The sequence below is a fragment of the Microseira wollei NIES-4236 genome (assembly GCF_020521235.1).
Classification (GTDB): domain Bacteria; phylum Cyanobacteriota; class Cyanobacteriia; order Cyanobacteriales; family Aerosakkonemataceae; genus Microseira; species Microseira wollei.
This window is the reverse complement of sequence record NZ_BLAY01000051.1, coordinates 26218-48063: the sequence shown is the minus strand read 5'-3', so window position 1 is coordinate 48063 and position 21846 is coordinate 26218. Positions and strand designations below refer to the sequence as shown.

Below are 21846 nucleotides of genomic sequence, written 5' to 3'. Positions count from 1 at the left end.
TCTAGGGATTTCTCAGGTTAACCAAAGGCAAAACTGGTGTTACTGAGAACGCTGACTTGCACTCCATTGACGATTGCTAAGTCTTTGCTCAAGTAACTAATGACAACGTCACCACCTTTTTGGGTGATGGTGAGGGAACTGCTGTTATTGATTCCCAAACCATTGATTCCAATCACATCAGTACCGGCTTTAAAATCGGTGATGGTGCTGGCAGCGGTGGGAAGTACGGCATTGACGATCCAAAACTGATCCTTGCCCTCGCCGCCAGTGAGGGTGTTGGAACCAGTACCAGCGTACAGGACATCGTTGCCTTTGTCGCCGAAGATGCGATCGCCCGACCCTCCAATCATGGTGTCGCTATCCTGACCGCCGTACAGCACGTTGCCCCCCGCACCTGTAGAAGCATTGATATAGTCGCTACCCTGTCCTCCATAGAGGGTACAAGCTTTGCCAGCTAACAGCAGATCGTTGCCCTTATCGCCGGATATCAAATCCTTTGTACCGCCGATAATGGTATCGTTTCCTTGCCCGCCAAACAGCGTATTATTACCCGTCCCGCCCGAAGCATCGATCGAGTCGTTACCCCCGTAACCGAAAACCAATTCGTTTCCTTTAGCAGTTAGCCGATCCGGTCCCTGCCACATTGCCATAATTAACTGACCGCCCTCGACGTGGTTGCCTTTCATCGTCTCCCGGTCTGTAATGCTATGCGCCTGTACGTCAAACAGGTAAAAGTTTCGACCCTTGCCAACTTCCACAATGCCGGAGGTTTCCCATTGACCGGGTTCGCTAGTATTATCAAATTCTTCGCCAGCGGCGCTTTCGTCGAGTTCGGCAACAAAGGTAACTTTGTCGGTGCGGATGTCGTATAGCCACATACCAGCTTCCCGCGCCCTGGTTCTCATTACTTCAGCGCCAAAGGCAGTTTCGTCTTCCTGGATCATTATCTGACCTTTGGTATCGACGACGATATTGTCATAACTGACACCCGTATCCAGGCCGCCGATGAGGATTGTTTCAAAGTTAGATATTGGCCCAGTTGGATCGGTAGGATTGAGGCTGAAACGGTACATTCTACCGTAAGGGTTTTCTGCTTCAGCCGCAGTAGTAGCTTTACCGCCGCCTGCTTTATCGTTAGTTCCCGTTGTGACAAAGTAGAAAGTGCCGGGGTTGTTGGGGTCTTCGGCAATATCTTCCGGGCGGCGGAAGTTAGTAGAACGACCGGATGCATCAACCCAGTCGCTCAGAACTTTGCCTGTTGTATCTAAAGCTACATCTTTGGGGACGGGCGTCCAAGTGGCTTTGGTTCTGATCCCTTCTGGCAGAGTTTCGTTGTCGTATCCATCGACTTTCAGCACGTACAATTGACCGTCTTTAAACCCGTTCGGGTCTTGGGCAGTTTGCTGTCCCACGAACATATAAACTTCGCCGTTGCTGAAGTCTTCTGTGCTGAATAATACGGTTCTTTCGGAATTTGTTGCCCGATACTGGGAAGCGGAAATGGTATTTTCTCTCGCAAAGCGACCAAATCCATCAAGTCCTATGGCTACGCCATCGGGCAATACCGCCCAACTACGACTGGGAGACTCACCCGTCGTACTATTGGTTGTGGTTTCTTCAGGTATGAAATAGACGGGAATTGACTGACCTTTTGCATCAACGAAGCCACTTTCTGCTAAATAGGCAGAACACAAGCGAGTTAAACTAAACTCTCTGCCGTTGGCGGGGTTGACGTAGGTTCCCTTCGAGGTGTTTAAGACAAACTCGCCAGTATTATCTACTACCCTCTCGATTAAGTTCTTACCCCCGATAGGGTTCCAGTTTTTATCAAAAACAAATAAGGAAACTCTCGCTCCTTGGATTCTCCCGGGGACGGTGGGGGAAATATCTGAAGTAATGGGATTGCCTTGTGTATTAACCGCAGCAATTTCATGGTTTAAGAAAACATAATAGTTGTCTTTGGTTTCAAATAACCCCATGCCATCTGGAATCCCCGTCATGGCAAAAGTTCTACCCGGTACGACTCTATAGTTTCCTACCGTTCCTTCAATTAAAGGAACTTGATCGCCTACGGTCAGTAGAGGGATAAAGTTGAAACCAGGATTGCCGGGAACATTTCTGATGTAGGGATTAGCGTTGCTTACCATTGCTGGGTTATGCCTCTGTTTTAATGAAAATTTTTTGCACTCCCAAATATTTTAATTTGGCAAAGTCGTTTAGTAACTTTGAATAAACGTGCAAATATTAATATCTCGCCACATAGTTAAGGCTTGAATAGGGAAATGCTATGGGAAAATTAAGAAATTGCTATGATTAAATTAACTAAAATATGTTGAATATATATAATTTTTTATAAGCATTTTTAACAAAAATTAACTAAATAAATTAAAAAAGTTATTGAATTTATGCTATGAGTAATGAGGGGTTATAGGTGATATAATCTATGGTAGATAATACCGTTCGTAGTAAGTAATAAAGTCCTCATTCTCTTGTTGGTTAAGGACTGAAGTCCTTACTAGGAACCTGAAATTGCCGATGGCAGATAAAAATTAAATGGAAAATCTGCCATCAGCAAGGGTTAAATTGCTAGAAAATGGTAGGTTGATTTGGTGTCAAAGTAGCTACGCCGGGTAGAGAAGCAATCGCATCCCCTTCCTCATTAACCATCTGATTGAGGTCAAAATTGAACGCGCCTCTGGTTGACATGCTTGCAGGATGGGAAATCGGCAGGAACGAAAGAGGCGACGATGCAGGGAAAAAGGTTTTCGGCAGGATATCGGTATCGAGAGGATGGGGTGCGTTTCCCATATCCCCAGTCAGAATATCGCCAACATTGGCGACTCGCGTGGCAGTGCGACTAATCCCGGCAATTACAGTATCGCTGCGGGCGGCAAGGTTTTGAATACGGGTATCTTGCGCTACACCCACATCGGGGATGTTAAAGGGAGTTGCGTTAAAATTCGCACTCAAAAAGTCTCGCAACGCTTCCTGTTCGCCAATTCCCGTATCGACGCGGTTGGTTGCGGGGAAACTGGGAAACGGGTATCCATCGCCACCAGATGCCAAAAAGTTTAACGTGACGATGGGGAAAGTGCGGTTGGGGTCGCCAACGACTTGACCGTTTTGAACGATTGTATCGGTTGTTCTGCCATTGCTATCTTTAAGCGCAATCGAAACAACGCGATTGTTTGCCGGTCTATTTGGATCGAAGCTAAACGCCAATCCTCCCACTTGGGGGAACCTTCCGGGCGTCCGTCCAGGTGCGGTATCTGAGACTCCATGTTCGAGGACTTGCTTTAACTGCTGGGCGGTTAAAGTTAGTAGGGTTAGCTGGTTATTAAATCTGAGACTATTTTCGATATCTAATTGGGAAATTTGACCCGCTTCTTTTCCGGCGATGGGGTTAGCAACGGGAGGAATTCTTTGTCCTGCATTTGGGTCGTTACCGCCACCACCAACAACAGCACCGATAGACTCGCGAATACCGCCGCCATTTTTGATAGAAATAACCGCACTAGGGTCATTTTTTCTACCCGCAGCTAAGCTAGCATCTGCCGTCAAGTTGCCTAAGTTTGTTTCTTCAGTGCGGACAGAGTTTCGTTCGCCGTTGAGATAGACATTTGTTCGCCCAAAAAGCTGACTATCTTTGGTGACGATTACGTTACGCAATGCTTGCGTAACTTGGACAATTTTTGGCTCTGGGGCAAAGTTGCCGGTGTCAGCGACGCCGCGATCGTCGGTGGCGTAAGCACCGTTAATTATTGGATCGAAACTGGCGGGAACAATTCTGCCTTGGCGGTCAAATTCGGCAACTAAACGCCCGACATAGCGGTAGTTTGCGGCAGTATTTACTACTGCGATTGGTTCGCCACTTGCCGATGTTCTGATAATTGGATAAACGCCTCCGGGAGTGTCTCCAACTCGCAAGCGATCGCTTTCGTCTGCTAACAGGGTATGGGAACCTCCGGCGACGATAATATCGACATTTCGCAGACGACTGGCGAGGTTGACTTCAATATCCAATTGCTGCATGTGCGCCAGCAGGATAATTTTATTAATTCCTTGTGCCGCCAGAGCATCGACTGCAGGTTGGATGCTAGCTGCTAAAGCATCTAAATCTTGCGGGTTAGAGGGTGAAACTCTCACATCGCCCGCCGAGGAAATGCTACGCAAAGTTGGCGTTGTTGCGCCTACAATACCGAATCTTTCACCGCCAAGGTTAACTACAGTACTTTTGGCGATGCTATTAGGAATGGTATTTGCTTCTCTGCCATCAGCTACGACTAAATCGCGCAAGTTGGCATCGGGACTGAAATCCAGATTCGCGCCCAGAAAGGGGAAAGCTGTACCTGTGTATTCGCGATCGCGGGCAATTAAAACCCTAACTTGGTTCGTTCCTTGGTCAAATTCGTGGTTACCAAATGCACTCGCTTGAATTCCCAATGCATTGAGAATGGCAATATCGCCGCGTCCGATATTTTCCCTGCCCAAAACAGGTCTAAGACTGGGGTCGCTACTCGCGGCAAAAAAGGGACTGGGAATATAATTATCGCCGCTAGAAAGCGTTAAAGTTTGGTTGGGATATTGGGCGCGGAGTCCGTTTAAAACTGAGGAAAAACGCGGCGCGTCGTCTAACGCGGCAACGCCTGCTTCAAAGTCCGAAGCGTGTAAAAGTTGCAGGACAAAACTGCCCGGTCTTGTTCCCGGTGCGGCGATACGACCTTGGGTTGCTCCCACTTGTACGTAGTGTTGAAATGCACTCTTGCTTCTTCCTTGTGCTATTTCTTGTCTGACATCCGGGTATAGCTCTAAATAATAGTTGGGATTGAATAGGGTACTGGGTTGACGGTTTTGAAATTGTCCAATTTCAATGAAATGTTGAAAGGCGCTTCTAAATTTACCCTCGCGGATCGCTTGCCGGACATCTGGATGGCGCTGGAGATAAAAGTTAGTGTTAAATAAAGGACTGGGGTCGCGGTTTTCAAATTGCCCGAAATCGATGAAGTGTCGAAAAGCGCTTTTAATTTTGCCATCGTTTAACGCTTGTCGGACATCAGAATGTTGCTGCAAGTAAAAGTCGCTATTAAACAAGACGCTGGGATCGCGGTTTTCAAATTGCCCCAGGTTGCGGAAGTGTTGAAAGGCACTGTTATTGTTAAGGTTAAATATTTTAGTGAACTTGGCAACCTCCTTGTGGCGCTGGAGGTAAAAACTGCTGTCAAAGAAGTCTGCTAGGTTAAAGGTCATAGGCTAATTTGGGTCAGTGGTAATGCGGCATAGCCCAAGAGCGGCACGCTTGAGTCTACCGGCTCAAGGTTAATAATAAGGGATTATTGGCTCAAGAAATGGTTAAAAAACAAAAGCAACCCGGTTTCTGTTTAGAAACCGGGTTGCTTGGCAGATCTCTAGTTCTGTTGGCACGATTTTGCAGAGAAACCCGGTTTCTGTTTAGAAACCGGGTTTCCCAATCGACGATTTTTCAGAGAAACCTTCAGAGAAACCCGGTTTCTCTAAGAAACCGGGTTTCCCAATCACCAAAGTTTGTTTAGTTTGCTTGAGCAACTATCGTGCGGTGGCGGGGACTGTTGGCGGTAATGGTAGGGGCGCTAAAACCAGCTTCTACTATTGCCTGTTCGATATCTAATGTGAAATATTCGTCCAGATATGGCTCGGTACTCTTGAGCAAGGTGAGGATGTAAGGTGGCATTGTCGCAAAAGCTGGCGACTTGGGATTCATATCCATAATTCCCAAATAGCCATTTGGACGCAGCAGACGCCTCGCCTCGCGGAAAATTTGCCCTGTTGCTGACTGGGGTAGTTCGTGGCAGACCAAAAAGATGGAAACCAAGTCAAACGAAGCGGATGGAAGTCCGGTAGACTCGGCGGCGGCATGAACCCAGTTGATCGATGCTTGACGCTGCTGGGAACTGTAATCGGCAACTGCAAGAAAATACGGAGACAAGTCAACTCCCGTTACTCTCGCTTGGGGATAGGCATCTTGCAGTGCCAAGGTACTCATCCCGACGCTGCAACCCAGATCTACAATATCTTCAGGTGCTTCTACGATTTGCGCCCTCAGGATATCGCGGTAAGATTGGCGGAGTCTGGTGTCTCCTTGGGCACCCGCGTTAGGCCAAATACCGGCGTGGACGGCTAGAGCGGCAACTTCGACTTCAAAAGCCGCTTGCCAGCTGAGATTGCCATTATCGTAGGCGTGAAACGATCGCAGGTAATAATCTGGGTAAGTTAGCTGGGGATTTGTTACCCGTTTCCAATCGGGTTCCCAGTGGCGCGATTGCAACTCCTGCACCGTCTGACGCCAAGGCACGCCAATTTTTTCTGCCCGCTGAATCATCATGTTGCGTGCTTTTTGCTTGGCAAAGTCGGCTAATGGTTTGATAGCTAGGATGCCGTTGATTAAACGGGAAACAAATCCCGGTTCTGTGTTTACAACAGTCGTCATAGATTAATCCACTCAATGGCGATAAAGTCAAGCGGTAATTTAAGGAATTTTCACGGGTTTCGAGGCTGATGTGATCGGCATCACATCTGGCAAATGTCCTAGATTGCACAAGGGAACGCAGAAAATTTGTAAAAATAAGATTTTACCATCTGCTTTTATCCGCAAAATTACTTAGGATTATCAGCCCAATGTTACAGTATGAGTTGGATGGTGGTAACAACAAACACAGAGCGTTTCAGTTACCAGGTTCTCGCCCCCACTACAGTCCGGATCGTCCGGGGCAGGTAGAGCATATCTGCCTGGATTTAGTGCTGGATATCCCTAAAAAAAGCTATCACGGCACTTGCACGATTCAATTAGTGCCGGTACGCAGCGGCATCGCGAATCTGACGCTGGATGCAGTTAGCCTGGATATCCAATCGGTACAGGTGGATGGGACATCCGTTGGGTTTGACTACGATGGGGAACAGGTGCAGATTCAGTTGCAGAAATCTACAGAGGTTGGGAAGAAAATTGAGATAGCGATCGCCTACTCCAACCAAAACCCCCAACGCGGCATCTATTTTATTAGTCCTGAAACCCACTACCCCAACAAACCCGTCCAAGTCTGGACTCAGGGGGAAGATGAAGATTCTCGCTATTGGTTCCCCTGCTTTGACTATCCAGGACAACTAGCAACAAGTGAAATTCGCGTCCAAGTTCCCAAACCGTTTGTTGCTATCTCCAACGGCGAATTACTTTACGCCAAAGATGCGGGCGACGATACCATCTACCACTGGAAGCAACAGCAAGTCCATCCCACTTATTTAATGACCCTGGCAGTGGGCGACTTTGCCCAAATTCAAGATACTTGGCAGGATGTCGGGCAAGATGCCCAACCCACAAGAGATGCCCAACCCACAAGAGATGCCCAACCCACAAGAGATGCCCAACCCACAAGAGATGCCCAACCCACAAGAGATGCCCAACCCACAAGAGATGCCCAACCCACAAGAGATGCCCAACCCAGAAGAATAGTGCCTGTCACCTACTATGTCGAAAAAGGTAGAGAAGAAGACGCGCGACGAAGCATGGGCAAGACGCCCCGCATGATCGAGTTTTTCAGCCAAAAATACGGCTATCCTTACCCCTTCCCTAAATACGCCCAAGTTTGCGTCGATGATTTTATCTTTGGGGGAATGGAGAACACCTCGACGACGCTGCTAACCGATCGATGTCTACTCGATCAGCGGGCGGCGTTGGATAATCGGATTACGGAAAACTTGGTTGCTCACGAACTCGCCCACCAGTGGTTTGGCGATTTAGTTGTAATTAAACACTGGTCCCATGCCTGGATCAAAGAAGGTATGGCTTCCTATTCGGAAGTAATCTGGACAGAACAAGAATATGGTGCAGATGACGCTGCCTATTACCGATTGTCAGAAGCTAGAAGTTATTTTAGCGAAGACTCCTCCCGCTACCGCCGTCCCCTCGTCACCCACATCTATCGGGAACCGATCGAATTATACGACCGACACCTTTATGAAAAAGGTGCTTGCGTCTACCACATGATGCGCGCCGAGTTGGGCGAGGAATTATTTTGGCGGGCAATTCATACCTTTGTCCAAGATAATGCCCACAAAACTGTTGAAACTGTTGACCTGCTGCGGGCAATAGAAAAAGCCACCGGACGCAATCTTTTATTCTTGTTTGACCAGTACGTTTATCGCGGCGGTCATCCGGAGTACAAGGTTGCCTATTCCTGGGACGCCGATAGCAAGTTGGCGAAGGTAACCGTCACCCAATCTCAAGACGAAGATTTATTCGACCTGAAACTCCCCATCGCTTTCGGTTATACCCAACAATCAGCAGCAGAGGAGCAGAGGAGCAGAGGAGCAGAGGCGAGTGCAGAACCATCTCCCCTGCCCCCCTGCCCCCCTGCCCCCCCGCCTTCTTCTGTCCCCAGTTTGAAGACGTTTACTGTCAGAGTACACGAACGGGAACAAAGCTTTTACTTCCCGTTAGAAGAAAAACCCCAGTTTGTCAGTTTTGAGGTGGGGAATCATTACCTCAAGACCGTAACTTTGGAATACCCGCTACCGGAACTCAAAGCGCAACTGCAATGCGACCCCGACCCCGTGTCGCGCATTTACGCGGCGGAGGCGTTGGCGAAGAAAGGGGGACTCGAAGCAGTCAAGGCACTTGCCGATGCCTTACAAAATGACCCCTTCTGGGGAGTAAGGGTAGAAGTGGCGAAACAACTGGCTGAAGTTAAACTCGACTTTGCAGGCAGCGCTTTGGTAGTAGGGTTAAACGATGAAAGTGCTTATGTCCGCCGCGCCGTCGCAGAAGCGTTGGGCGATATCAAAACCCCCGAAAGCTACGATGCGCTGAAACAGTTAGTGGAAAAAGGCGACCCCAGTTACTACGTCGAGGCGGCAGCTGTCCGTTCCTTGGGCGGACTGGTGACATCGGCGACGCTTAAAACTATGGAAGAAGACGTTATCGATCTGCTGACCGATGTACTTAAACAAAGGGCGGGATGGAATGAGGTGGTGCGAATTGGTGCGCTCGCTGGTCTAAGTCAGATAAAAACATCACCCGTAGCGCTCAACTTAGTTGTGCAAACTACCTCCCCAGGTATCCCGCAAGCTTTGCGATTAGCTGCTATTCGCGCTTTAGGCACAATTTCTACTGGTCAAACACCCAACAATGTCGAGTTAATTTTGCAACAATTGCAAGATTTATCTAAGGAAACTTTCTTCTTAACTCAAGTCGCCGTCGTTGTAGCTTTGGGACAAATGGAAACACCGAAAGCGATTCCCATTTTACGTTCCTTAGCCGATCAAACACACGATGGTCGAGTCCGCCGCATCGCTGAGGAAGCAATTCCCAAGGTGCAGCAAAATTCCGGTTCCGATCTCGCCGTCAAGCAACTGCGGGAAGAATTTGACCAACTGAAAAAGGAAAATCAAGAGTTGAAGAGTCGCCTGGAAAATCTAGAAGCTAAGTCGAAACAATAGCACCAATCGGGAAAACCTGTACTCGCTACTTCTAGCCTTGGCGAGCGCTTAACTCTCCCCCTACAACCCAGGTTTTCCCGATTCTACTCGCTGGCAATTTAACCGATAAAATAATCAGTATAGCCAAACGCGATCGCAATCTCGACGCACCTCTGATAAATTTTTTTAACTGAGTTTTATTAAAATTTTAATATTTGTTTGTAGTTATATATACTATAATTAAGAAAAAGATAAGAAATAAATGCTCCAAGCAGTTAAAATCCACGATTGGACAGCTGCGAAGGGTTAACATGGGCATTTTTTGTAAAGAATCAGCAACAATTATTTTGCTGAAACCGGATAACAAGTCGCTGTAGACAATTACATAGATAGAGAGGCAGAAACGAGGCGTGAGTCAGCAACCTATTGCACAGTCGAGGCGTTACGATCCGATAGAGATCGCGCAGTACTACAAATACCGTCCCTGGCGAGCCATCTGGCGGGCAATAACGATAGTATCTTTATTTGCCTGGTTTGTAATTGGACTCAAGTGGGACTCTTGGCGCCAGCGAGAGGAAGAAAATAAGTTAAAACGCGCTGCCCAGTTGCGGGAAATGCTCACCCACCTGGGGCCGACATTTATTAAAGTAGGACAAGCGCTATCGACGCGCCCGGATTTGGTGCGGAAAGACTTTCTGGAAGAGTTGGTGAAGCTGCAAGACCAACTACCGCCGTTTGATAATGCGATCGCTTTCGCCAGAATAGAACAAGAATTGGGTCGTCCCATCGCCCAAATGTACGGGGAAATTTCGCCAAATCCCGTCGCCGCCGCCAGTTTGGGACAAGTATATCGGGCGAGATTGAAAACCGGCGAAGAAGTCGCAGTCAAAGTCCAAAGACCCAACTTGCGCCCGATTATTACCTTAGACCTTTACCTGATGCGGTGGGCAGCGAGTTGGTTAGCGCCGTGGCTTCCCCTGAATCTAGGTCACGACCTGACGCTGATTGTAGATGAATTCGGGACGAAGTTATTTGAAGAAATAGATTACCTCAACGAAGGACGAAACGCGGAAAAATTCGCCAGCAACTTCCAAAACGACCCCCGCGTCAAAGTTCCGGCAATATATTGGCGCTATTGTTCCAGCCGCGTCCTCACCCTAGAATGGATTAACGGCTTCAAACTCACCGATACAAAAGCAGTTAAAGCCGCCGGACTCGACACCGACACCCTAATTGAAATTGGCGTGACATCGGGACTGCAACAGTTATTAGAATACGGCTTTTTCCACGCCGACCCCCATCCGGGGAATTTATTCGCCATGCCCGATGGTCGCATGGCATACATCGACTTCGGTATGATGGATCAGCTGGAACAAAGTACCAAAGAAACCCTGGTCGATGCCGTAGTCCATTTAATTAATAAAGACTACGACGACCTAGCGGTTGACTTTGTTAATTTAGGCTTTCTAACGCCCCAAACCGATATCAAACCGATTGTACCGGCCTTAGAAGCGGTTTTGGGAGATGCCATCGGTCAAAACGTCGGGGACTTTAACTTTAAGACGATAACCGATAAGTTTTCGGAACTGATGTACGACTATCCGTTCCGCGTCCCCGCCAAGTTTGCTTTAATTATTCGTTCCCTCGTGACCCAGGAAGGGTTGGCGCTGTCGCTCAATCCTCAGTTTAAGATAGTCGAAGTCGCCTATCCTTACGTCGCGAAACGGTTATTAACTGGGGAAACGCCCCAACTGCGGCGACGGTTGATCGAAGTGCTGTTTAAAGATGGTAAATTCAAGTGGCAGCGATTGGAAAATATGATTGCGATCGCGCGTACCGACAACAACTTCGACCTCCTACCCACCGCCCAACTCGGATTGCAGTATCTTTTATCCCAAGAAGGTAGTTTTCTGCGACGCCAGTTGCTGTTAGCGTTAACAGAAGACGACCGACTCCACACCGCAGAAGTTCGCCGTCTTTGGGATTTGGTGAAAGATGACCTCAAACCCGCACAACTGTTTAACGTTGCTTTAAGCGTCGTAGCAGGTAACATCCTAGACGAAAGGGCAGCACTTTTTTAGCCGCATTCGCCTGTTTAGCAGCGTTTCAACCCCCGAATGAAGCGGGTAAGCGATTAATGTGGGAGCGGATTTTACCAATCATACCAAATCCGCTGCCATCACCCCCTCATATCATGTCCGGTTCTTCACCCATAGTGAAGAATGACACCCAGACACGGTGAAACGGTGACGGGTCGAGATTTTTATTCAGGGTAATTAGGCGGACATCATATCACCCCCCCACCCTTAAGGGTGGGGCGTGACAAACAAAGCCCGCCTGCGCGGGCTATAACTAATAATTAGCAATTAGCAATTAGCAATTAGCAATTACCAATTAGCAATTACCAATTACCCCATCCTGGTAATATTGAACATCAGGCTGTCAATCCTAAGGAGTTTTTGTGTATTTCTATTCCAACCCGCCCTATTTTTGGCTGTTAGCTGGGTTACTGATAGGGGCGACATCTGGTGCGGCTTTCGAGGCGACTCTCAAACAACTTGTCCGGGAATGGTCTAAAACTCGATCTACGCGCGCAATCGCTTATTTACAAGGAATGCCTTTACAGCTACCTTTCTGTGGTATTTGTGTAGGCATTTGTGTTTTTCTAGGTTCTGGTCTAGAAATTTTTGGCTTTCCTTCTGCGCTTTCCTATCTGATTTCCGTCCCGCTTACGGTGTTTATTGGTTGGTTAGTTTGGTCGCAACTCGGTAACCTGTTAATTCAACTGCAACGCGGCGGTTCTAAAGCACTAGATTTGGATTCATTCGGTTAGGCTAATTGCTAATGGCTAATTGCTAATGGTCAGGACTAGCAATTATATCTGTTTGTAGTGGGGACTTCAGTTTTCATAGGCGAGGATGAGGACTCTTGTCCTCACTACAAACTGACTCAGGACTTACGCAAGGGCGTTCCTATCACCAAAGTTTCTTGTTGCGATAGAAACCCGGTTTCTTTGCGTAAGTCCTGTTACTCTTTTTCCGCCCGAAGAATACTTATTGCGCTTCGCGTCTTCTAGAAGAGTAGGACGCTTTCCTCTAGCAATTAGCCATTAGCAATTAGCCATTAGCAATTAGCCATTAGCAATTAGCCATTAGCAATTAGCCATTAGCAATTAGCCATTAGCAATTAGCCATTGACTTTATCAATAATTCGTTGCCAAATGCTTTTACGAGTTTTAGTCTGAGGTGCTTGGGGCGGTTTTTCGGAGTTGAGATAGCGATAATGTTCCCAAATATCCCAATAGGGACAACCGGGTTCGATGCGAATGCCTGCCCAGTGCAAGTATTGTAATGGTTGGTTGACTTTGGGGTCAATGAGTCGGTAGCCATCGTATTTAAAATGCTTGCTTCCTGCCCAACTTCCAGGTCCTTTACCGGGTCGGCGGACGATGTTAAATCGGCGCTTAATTCGCTTCAAGATCATGTAGTTAATAATCGGTTGATCTGAAGTTTTTTGCGAAAAATCAAAATATTCGGGATGGGCGGCACATTCGGTAAAGGTTTCGTAGAGGTCGTTTTCTGAGAGAAAGTTCTTTTTAGAAGCCCAGAAACCGCCGTTAAACATATCTTTCAATTCGGTTTCTGTAAACACATTTTCTTCTAAAACTTTAGGGCTGAAGACATTCTTAATACCACCAGCATGTTGATAGTCGCAGCACAGGAAGTCGGAATCTGAAAAATAATTGAGGTTGTCGATTATTTTTTCAAATACGACGATATCGGTGTCGATGTACAAAAACTCATCAAAGGGACCAAACCAACAAGCTTGCTTGCGAAATTGATTCGGTCTGGCGAAGAATTGTTCGCCAAAGGTTTGCTGTAGTTTCTTTGAGAGACGGTCGATAAATTCTAAATCTTCGTAAACTTGAACGCCGTATTTTTCCTTCAACAAACTGGCGATTTGCTGGTAATTATCGTCATAGGGAATCATGACGATGGGGGTTTCGGTATCGTAGGCGCGAATGCTATTGAGTAGAGCGATCGCTTGTTCTGTAACTTTATCATTTGCTGTAATATAAATGCCGCGTTTCATGCTATAATCCTCAAGGATTTATTCCCAATTTTCGCAATACTTTTGTAGCCAAACTCACCGGGGGGTTATATGGGCGAGGTTTGGTGGTAAATTTAGGTCTGTTTTCTGGTTCGTGTAAATAGCGATAGTGCAAAAACAAATCTCGGTAGGGAAAGTCTATATTTTCTCCGGCGCAAACTTGGGCAAATAATTTAGAACTTAGACCGATGTAGTGAATATAAGTTAATCGGTTCCCTTTATCGTAAAGAAAGTGTTCTCTTTCCTCAAAATGGGGAGAAGTGACGCAGCACCCGGTTTTCTGATTTGGGGGCAAATGTAACGCCAAATTATAATTAGAAATGCCCGAACGCATGACCATGTAATTGAGGATTGTTTGGTCAGGTGCCATTGAGTATAGCACTTCTGCTTCTCCCTCGCGGAGTTTGGCTAAAAGCCAATCTCGTCTATCCCAATCAAATATCCCTTTTTTAGACCCATAAAATCCGGAACAAAATATTTCTGATTGGATGCGTTCTGGGGGAAATAATTCCGTTAGTTTGGGCGAAGATAATTCATAAACGTGGCTTGGATCGGTATACTGAAAATCGTAAACCACCCAATCATTGTGATTTAATCGCTCAAAAATCGGTGAAACTGGCCCCATTAATAGTGTATCCGCATCCATATAAATAAAGCGGTCAAACGGGCCGTCAAACGCACCATAGCGGCGATGAGTGCCAACGCGGTGGTAGGGTTCGTTAGTTACTTTACTCCATCGCTGGCGTGCCGTGGGGTGGGTATCCCAAACGTTGCGGACGAATTCATCCCATCGCTGAATCGACTCTTGATCTTGGTAGAGTTGGACGTTGGGACGCTTGGCAATTGCGGCGGCAATTTTTTCGGTTTTATCGTCGTAGGGATAAATGCAAACGGGCATGTCTGGCCCTAAAATAGCCTCAATGCTGTTGAGTAAAGCAATGAGTTGGTCGTAGACGTAATCGTTAGCGAGGGTACAAATTCCATCCATTGGAAATAGGGTTCTTACGAATGTTTTTCCACGAATTCAGACAGCCAGTTGAGTAAGTTTAGCTTGTGTAGGATAATTTGACGAGCTTCTGCAATCGCATCCTTCGCCGCATACCAAGCATCCGGTGTAGACGTCACTTCTTGAATATAGGCTAATCCTTTTTCATCCAAGCTGGGTAACCTGAGAAAGCTACCGGGAGGTAGCAGCTTGTCAGCCGCAGGGCCGCCGTAGTAAATTGGCAAACACCAGGCTAGTAAGGCATCCCATAATTTCTCGCTGACGTACCAGTTGTTTTCGGCGTAATTCTCAATCGATAGATTGTAATAGTAGGGCGCCATCGCGTACCATTTATTGAACAGTTGCCCATTTGTTTTCGCCCAATTGGGTAAGCCCCGACCGTATAAATCAAACTTCACTTCATTATTTTGCAGCAACCTGACAAATTCTAACCGCTGACGGTGATTCGCGGTACGGCTAATTCCAGAAGTAATCCAACTGCAAGTTTTTTCCTTGGGAGGGGATGGCAGTTCATTTAAATCGCTAAACGAGTTGTTGTGATACCAAATTGCTGGCATATAATCTGGCGTAGGTGCGAAGTCATCCGGGCCGGAAATATAGCCGCAATATTGTTTAGCTTTTTCGTAAACAGCTTGATTTATATGAATAATTTCCTCTAAAGGCGGTTCTCGCATTAAATAAATAATCCGTTCTTGACTCACGCCGCGAAATTGCGGTCTAAAATCTTCCTCTTGGGGGGGTTGAAACTTTTTCAGCAGTTTCTTCCAACCCTTTTCTTGGGTAGGCTTTGGTGCAAAATCGAACTGATACAGCAGCAAGAAATCTGGCTGATTTGCCGTCGCCTGCATTTCGATATTTCCCCATACTCCAAAAAAATTGGGGGTTTGTTGCCACAACCAATCAACTGGACCGGGATTTAACCCCACATAACTGCTAACCATTCCCACAATTTTTCTGCCCATGATCGTGATTAAACTAAGGTTGGACGCATCGAATCTTCTACATAACTAAGGATTTTCGCCAGTCTATTTTCGCAGGAAAATTGATTGACAAATTCCATACTATCTGCATAGCCTTCGGTTTTTCTGGGATGGGTTTGTAAAACTTGTTGCAAGCATTGAGCAAATTGATTTGGATCGTCTGGTTCGCACCACCCCGCTACTGCTTTGGTCGATTCAAATTCTTTCAACGGAGGTATTTTTGAAGATACAATTGGCGTTCCGGAAGCCATGTAATCAAACAGTTTTAAAGGCGAGGTAAACGTTGCCGCTTCTCCTGAAAGATGGGGATGGGCTAAAATATCGGCTGCTTGTAATAAGCTGGCTAGTTTATCTTGGGTTAAATGGCCTAAAAAGGCGATGTTTTCTACTGCTTTTTCCCGTGCTAATTTTTGGTAGCTTTGTACCTGGTCTTCGTTTCCACCTGCGAGGGCAAATTGAATCTCCGGTAATTCTTTTGCCACATCAATCAGTAAGTTTACGCCTTTAAATTCATGCAAAGCTCCCGAATAGACTACCAAATGTTGCCGGAGATTCCCCAACAGTTTTTGCCGCCATTCTGCGGCTTTTTCTGGTTGCCGTTCTAAAAATAAATGGTTAAATCCGTTATGCAGTTTAATAACTTTTTCTGGCGGCATCCCGTTTTGGATCATCGTTGAGCGAATTGTATCTGCGACGGTTACGGAAATTTGAAATAACGGGCTTTTAACGATTTCGGGTTCAAATTTTTTTTCTTCGTGGTGGTGGTGTTCGTAAATTGCGGGAATGCCTTGAGCGATCGCTGCCTTAACAAAGTTCCAGTCCCTTGTATGGACAATTTTAGTTTTGGGAAGGATATGCAGGGGAAAATAGTATTTTGTGGCGAGGGTGCTAGAATTTGCCAGCTTATTATTCACAAAGTCTATCGGCCAAGGCATGGGCAGGGGCGCTACTTTTAACTTATCCTGAATATTGTAAAATTTTGCCAGTTCTTCGTCTGGCTTGCGAGGGCGAAACGGGAAGATTAAATCGATGGGATTTAAAGCTTTTAATCCCTTTTGTAGGTAAACTAAAACCGCTGGGTAACCCAGGTTCGCTGCCGCGTTAGCCGTATGTGCGACTTGAACGAGGTGCGCTTGGGGTTGGGGTAAAACATTGCGGGTAAAAAAAATATAGTACTTGGTCATAGGATGGGATTTTAGTTACTTTCAACCTTGGCCTTTTCCTCAGCTTTGCGCGTATCTTCAAACAATTCCAGGGTATTGAGCAAGCCGATCGCCGAACTGTAGGATAGTTCCAGCAATTCGCTTTGCTCTTCGGGGGTGTCTATCATATCGTCAGCGAGTAAGCGCAACGAACCGATCATCGTATTTAAACGGCTGCGAAATTCGTAGGAAAAACGAGTTTTCAACGTGCCGTTGCCCTTGGCATTATTTTGGGGATTGTCGCTAAATTGCATCGAGTAAAGCCGAGCATAGTAGCCGCCTTTGCGTAACAATTCTGAGTGGGTTCCCACTTCTACGACCCTGCCTTGATCGAGGACGGCAATTTGATGCGCTTTTTGGACGGTGGAGAGGCGGTGAGCAATTACTAGAGTAGTGCGATCGCGACTCAGTTCTTCGATCGCTTGTTGTACCAGACGTTCGGAAACCGTATCTAAGGCGCTGGTAGCTTCATCCAGAATTAAGATATCCGGATCTTGTACCAGGGCGCGCGCGATCGCTAGCCGCTGTCGCTGTCCCCCGGATAATAATACGCCGCGATCGCCAATCAAGGTATCAAACCCCTTCGGCAGTCGCATAATAAACTCATAAGCATTGGCTCGCTTCGCCGCGTCGATTATTTCTTCCTCTGTCGCTTCGGGACGCCCATAGGAAATATTATTGCGAACCGTATTATTGAACAAAAACGTATCTTGGCTGACAATTCCCATTGACTTCCGCAGGGTTGTGAAATCGAATTGACGCAGATCGATTCCGTCTATGGTAATGCAACCACTCTTTGGGTCGTAAAATCGGGGTAACAAATCTGCCAAGGTAGATTTACCCGCACCCGAACCTCCCACCAACGCCAAGGTTGTGCCGCGCGGCAGGTACAAACTAATGTCCTTTAAAACCAATTCCTGACGATTGGGATAGGCGAAGCTGATGTTATTAAAATGAATCCCTTCGCACAATTGTTGATAAGGTAATGTCCCCCTACTCATGAAGGGTTTGTTATCCCGACGCAAGAAGTCGTATAAAATTTCTAAACTGGCATCGGTATTGGCTAAAGTGCTTCTGGCACTGTTTAACTGGTAAACAAATGGCAGTAAGCGGAACAGCAATAATAAGTAAGTCAGCAGTACCGTCGAGAGCGCCTCTAACTCGTTGCCAAAAAACGTGCGACCGAGAAACACAATCCCCATTAAACCAATAATGCCAGTTACCTCGCTCACAGGTCCGATCGCCCCCGCATTTGCCTGGGACTGAAAATCGGCTTTTTCCCGATCGCGGATCAATTTTTGCAGTCGGTGATATTCTCTCCCTTCGTTTCCCGTTGCCTTTACCAGTCGAATGCCGCTGAGGGTTTCCAATACCCCAATCGAATAAGCTTTAGACAAGTCTGAAAGTTGTTTGCCAAAATCTTTGGATCTGACTACCCAGTATTGATTGACTAGGGCGACTAAACCCAATAAAACCGTTGAAGCTACTGTTAGTTGCCAGGAAATTGCCAGCAGCAAACCGACAAACACCAAAACAGTTATGCCGATAATAATTAGCCGCAGCAGCGTCCCCATTGCCGTCGCTGTCCGACCTAATTCTCCACCCAAGCGGTTGATCACGTCTCCCACTTTTGTTTGGGTATAAAATCCCAAGTCCACTTCTAACAGCAACCGCAGTCCGGCGTCTCGCAGATCGGTTGTCAATCTCCGCGTCAGCGAACTCGCTACTAAACCTGCGATATATCCGGTCAGGTTCTTCAAAAAAATGATTGCTATAATTGCCCCTGCCATCACCAGCAGACGCGACGCTGGCGGAACGCTATCAAAGGGCGCCATAATACTTTTGAGAATTGGCGGGCCATCTTTTAACGTGACGTTTTGACCCAAAAAATTTAAAATAATTGGGACCATTAGGGCTGTACTGACGCCGTTAAACAAGCCCCCCGAAAAGCCCAAAATAATCGTTACTACAATCCAAAGTGGATATTTGCGAATAAAAGCTTGAAACAGCAGCTTACTGTAAGACATGCAGGACTTCCGGCTTAAAGTACTTGGATTTTAGTTGATGCGAGCGCCCTTCAATGAAAGACGGCTAAATCAATCATTTTAACCAAACTTCTTTTCAGAAGTCAGTCAAAATTTTAACATTTTTTCTTAGAGACTGGAAATCACCTCTGATAATATCCGTGACATCGCATCTATACTATAATACGATACGCATCTGTCCCTGGCTTGTTTGCCTTGCTGCAAGGCTGACTCAAAATTCTGGAAAATCGATTGAATTTGCTGGGCAATTTGCTCTGGACTACTCGGATCGACTAAATAACCAGTACCGCCTAAAATTTCTGGGATATCACCGACTCTTGTCGCCAAAATTGGCTTTGCCATAGCCATCCCGTCGGTTAGTTTCAGGGGAAACTGAGCTACGGCTGCGGGGATATCGCGCTGGGGAACAACTACAATATGGGCAGCCGCGACGACTTCCGGCATGGTAGTAACGGGTAACTTTGGCAGTTTGACTATCCAACGTCCCCATTGTTGAACCAGTTGCTCGTCATAGTCATCGTAAGGACTCCCACCTACAATAACGAGTCGTAAATCGGGTTCGGATAGCCGATCTAAAGCGATTAAAACATCTTCGATGCCCTTGTAGGGACGCGGCGCGCCTGGAAACATTAATATACGATATCCAGAAAGGCCGTAACGCTCTCGACTTTTTTCTGGATCGTACCGCGTCGGATCGAACAGGGAAGTATCTTTGCCGTTGGGGATGCAAACGCCGCCAAACCGCTTTTGCAGAAACTGGGTATGAACGGTAATGGCATCGGCACTTTTTACCCAACTTTCCATCCATTTTAAATAAAGAGGATGATCGGGAAATCTCAGCGCTCCATTTTGCTTTAAAATATCCCTCGCTAGTTGTTTAAACGAGGGGCGATATTGCAATTGGTCGCCTCCGAACCAGCCTACTTCCCAGTCGTCGATATCTAATATTACCGGACGACTGCGATTTAACTTTTTAATCAAAGGCAGACCAAAGCTTGTCGGCTTCGGTCTCATCGCATAAATAATATCTCCATCGAGTTTATCTAAAAGTTGCTTAGCCGAACTCAAAAACTTGGGATAGCCTTGAGCTGGAATGCAAGTTATGGGGATTTCGCTATTAAAATTTGCCTCTTGGTCTTTATCGAAAACAAATCCCACGATTTCCACATCGTAGTCTATTTTTCCCAGTGCTTGCGCCAGCAAAAACGAACGAACGCCGCCGCCTTCCCACCTGCCAGCACCGCTTTTTGATAGATCGCTAACAACCAAAGATACTTTTCTTTTCATGTTATAGTTCCCGCTTTAGCGTCGCCGCCAAGGATTTTCAACTTGATTGGGTAGAAACCATTTAGCCAAGCGATCGAAAATTCTCGTGTACAGCGATCGCGTAATATTTTTAGCATATTGGGGTCGATAGGGATAGGTACAGTGCAGCACTTTGATTTGTTCGTTGATGTTGTAACTTCCCTTCCATTTATCCAGGAAATTATAGGTTGGTGGCAAAACTTTCAAACTCGGTTTAACCGTTTCCATCGCCGCCGCAAATGCGCCTTGGTCTTTCAGCAGCAGCACATCTTGATTTTTTAGTATCACTGACTCAAAATAACTCCTCCACTTGCCAAACAATTCTTCATTTTTGGCACTTTTTCTATACCCCAAAACCCCCGTATTATATTGAATGGTTTTTTCTGTTACCGGCAATCCAACTTTTTGCAGCGTTGGCAGTATTTCTTCTTTGCCTCTCAGCAAATTAGAAGCTTTTGTGATGTCACGCTGAACATCTTCGGTGACTAAAAAATCTACTTCATCTAATGCTGCAAAAAGTTCCTCAATTTTATCTAACAAGCAAATATCGCAATCGAGGAATATTGTTTTTTCAAAAGGGGATGCTTCATACAAGGCAACCTTTGCCAGTCGAGAAGCTAAAACCGGATTTTCATTAGCCGGTGCTGGTTTAAGGATGACATTGGGAAAAGCTTTGAGCAAAGTTTGCAGATAAAAAGGAACCCGGTCGATTAAAATGACAATCGGTTCAGTATGGAACTTCCTGATTGCTGCTAAAAAATGCACGCAGTCTTGGAACGAGTAAAGACCTGTCAAAATTGTGATAAATCCTTTTGATTCTTTCATTCTTTCCCCCTTTTTTTTAACTTACAAAAAAATTATACTCTTCTAATTCCCAAAATCCTTCTGGCAATTCCACTTGTTTCCGTACTACTCTCTTTCCCTTATATGTGTACATTGATTCGCTGATTTTCCTCAGCTTGGGAATTTTATTTATTTGCAACTTTAGCGCGCTCTTTCTAGTCAAGCTGGGTGACCAATTTAGTTTTTCTCGCATCGCAGCTAGTGACTTTTCAGATTCTGTCACGTACTTCTTATAGTTTTGACTATTTCGCGAGTTAAATTGACGACGAAATCCACTGATTGGTGACTTTGTTCCATATAAATCTGCGTGGAAAAAAAAGCGCGCCCACAGGTCAAAATCGCCCGCGAGTGAATATTCGGTGCGAATGTGGCCTCCTACTTTTTCCCACAAACTCCGCTTCCAGAAGGTAGACTCCTGCTGTATCCAACCGAATGCTTTCCCACCCGAAGGTAAGTAACAACCATCCAGAAATGCCTCTTTTGAGTAGCCAGGTATTGACCGCAGTCCCTTAAAAAAGCCATGATAATCCCAAGCACCTGGATAGAGGGTTGTTAACCATTCAATTTGAGGAAATGCAGACATAATGCTGGATACAGTTTTAAAAGCCCAAGGATAGTACATGTCATCGCTGTTTATCCAAGCAAGGATTTCGCCAGTAGCACGAGCAAATCCTTTATTAATTGCATCATATTGACCCTGGTCTGGTTCGCTACACCAGTAATGCAGATACTTGTCGTATTTTTTAATAATTTCCAAACTCCCGTCTGTAGAACCCCCATCAATAATTATATATTCAAGGTTAGGATATTCCTGTGACAATACGCTCTTGATGGTTGCCTCAAGAAAATTAGCTTGGTTGAAAGAAGGAGTTATTACTGAAATTTTGTTGAAATGTTTATCCATTGCACCC

General features: G+C 46.2%; 14 protein-coding genes. 3 read left to right on the top strand and 11 right to left on the bottom strand.

Annotation, left to right across the window (positions count from 1 at the left end; translation table 11 throughout):
- Positions 1-17: 17 nt before the first annotated feature.
- The 3 genes from MiSe_RS18060 to MiSe_RS18045 all read right to left on the bottom strand — a co-directional run bounded on the left by MiSe_RS18060 (position 18) and on the right by MiSe_RS18045 (position 6463).
- Positions 18-2147 carry an alkaline phosphatase PhoX gene (locus tag MiSe_RS18060; protein ID WP_226582988.1) on the bottom strand — a complete coding sequence of 710 codons (2130 nt, stop codon included), beginning with the start codon at positions 2145-2147 and terminating at the stop codon, positions 18-20.
- A gap of 439 nt (positions 2148-2586) precedes the next feature.
- Positions 2587-5247: a bifunctional metallophosphatase/5'-nucleotidase gene (locus tag MiSe_RS18050; RefSeq protein ID WP_226582985.1), complete on the bottom strand. Its 2661-nt coding sequence runs from the start codon at positions 5245-5247 to the stop codon at positions 2587-2589.
- A 298-nt stretch (positions 5248-5545) separates the two neighbouring features.
- Entirely contained in the window at positions 5546-6463 is a 918-nt protein-coding gene (locus MiSe_RS18045; RefSeq protein WP_226582983.1) for a class I SAM-dependent methyltransferase, read from the bottom strand.
- A 188-nt stretch (positions 6464-6651) separates the two neighbouring features.
- Here MiSe_RS18045 and MiSe_RS18040 point away from each other — a divergent pair, with 188 nt between their 5' ends.
- From MiSe_RS18040 to MiSe_RS18030, 3 genes are all read left to right on the top strand, one after another.
- Positions 6652-9465, top strand: coding sequence for a M1 family metallopeptidase (locus MiSe_RS18040; protein ID WP_226582980.1), 2814 nt, complete (start codon positions 6652-6654; stop codon positions 9463-9465).
- Between the two features lie 389 nt (positions 9466-9854).
- Positions 9855-11525: an ABC1 kinase family protein gene (locus MiSe_RS18035; RefSeq protein ID WP_226582978.1), complete on the top strand. Its 1671-nt coding sequence runs from the start codon at positions 9855-9857 to the stop codon at positions 11523-11525.
- 380 nt (positions 11526-11905) lie between these two features.
- Positions 11906-12277 carry a hypothetical protein gene (locus tag MiSe_RS18030; RefSeq protein ID WP_226582975.1) on the top strand — a complete coding sequence of 124 codons (372 nt, stop codon included), beginning with the start codon at positions 11906-11908 and terminating at the stop codon, positions 12275-12277.
- A 353-nt stretch (positions 12278-12630) separates the two neighbouring features.
- Here MiSe_RS18030 and MiSe_RS18025 read toward each other — a convergent pair whose 3' ends face one another.
- From MiSe_RS18025 to MiSe_RS17990, 8 genes are all read right to left on the bottom strand, one after another.
- Positions 12631-13536 carry an Npun_R2821/Npun_R2822 family protein gene (locus tag MiSe_RS18025; protein WP_226582972.1) on the bottom strand — a complete coding sequence of 302 codons (906 nt, stop codon included), beginning with the start codon at positions 13534-13536 and terminating at the stop codon, positions 12631-12633.
- 10 nt (positions 13537-13546) lie between these two features.
- Positions 13547-14542 (bottom strand): Npun_R2821/Npun_R2822 family protein, encoded by a 996-nt coding sequence (locus tag MiSe_RS18020; RefSeq protein WP_226582969.1) that lies wholly within the window; start codon positions 14540-14542, stop codon positions 13547-13549.
- Positions 14543-14556: 14 nt separating this feature from the next.
- Positions 14557-15522, bottom strand: a complete 966-nt coding sequence (locus MiSe_RS18015; RefSeq protein WP_226582966.1) for a glycosyltransferase family 10 domain-containing protein — start codon at positions 15520-15522, stop codon at positions 14557-14559.
- An 8-nt stretch (positions 15523-15530) separates the two neighbouring features.
- Entirely contained in the window at positions 15531-16724 is a 1194-nt protein-coding gene (locus MiSe_RS18010; RefSeq protein WP_226582963.1) for a glycosyltransferase family 4 protein, read from the bottom strand.
- An 11-nt stretch (positions 16725-16735) separates the two neighbouring features.
- Positions 16736-18769: an ABC transporter ATP-binding protein gene (locus MiSe_RS18005; RefSeq protein ID WP_226582961.1), complete on the bottom strand. Its 2034-nt coding sequence runs from the start codon at positions 18767-18769 to the stop codon at positions 16736-16738.
- A 126-nt stretch (positions 18770-18895) separates the two neighbouring features.
- Complete coding sequence (locus MiSe_RS18000; RefSeq protein ID WP_226582958.1) at positions 18896-20074, bottom strand: glycosyltransferase family 4 protein; 1179 nt, start codon at positions 20072-20074, stop codon at positions 18896-18898.
- A gap of 15 nt (positions 20075-20089) precedes the next feature.
- Entirely contained in the window at positions 20090-20917 is an 828-nt protein-coding gene (locus MiSe_RS17995) for a glycosyltransferase family protein (protein WP_226582955.1), read from the bottom strand.
- Positions 20918-20933: 16 nt separating this feature from the next.
- Positions 20934-21839 (bottom strand): glycosyltransferase family 2 protein, encoded by a 906-nt coding sequence (locus MiSe_RS17990; RefSeq protein WP_226582952.1) that lies wholly within the window; start codon positions 21837-21839, stop codon positions 20934-20936.
- Between the last annotated feature and the right edge of the window lie 7 nt (positions 21840-21846).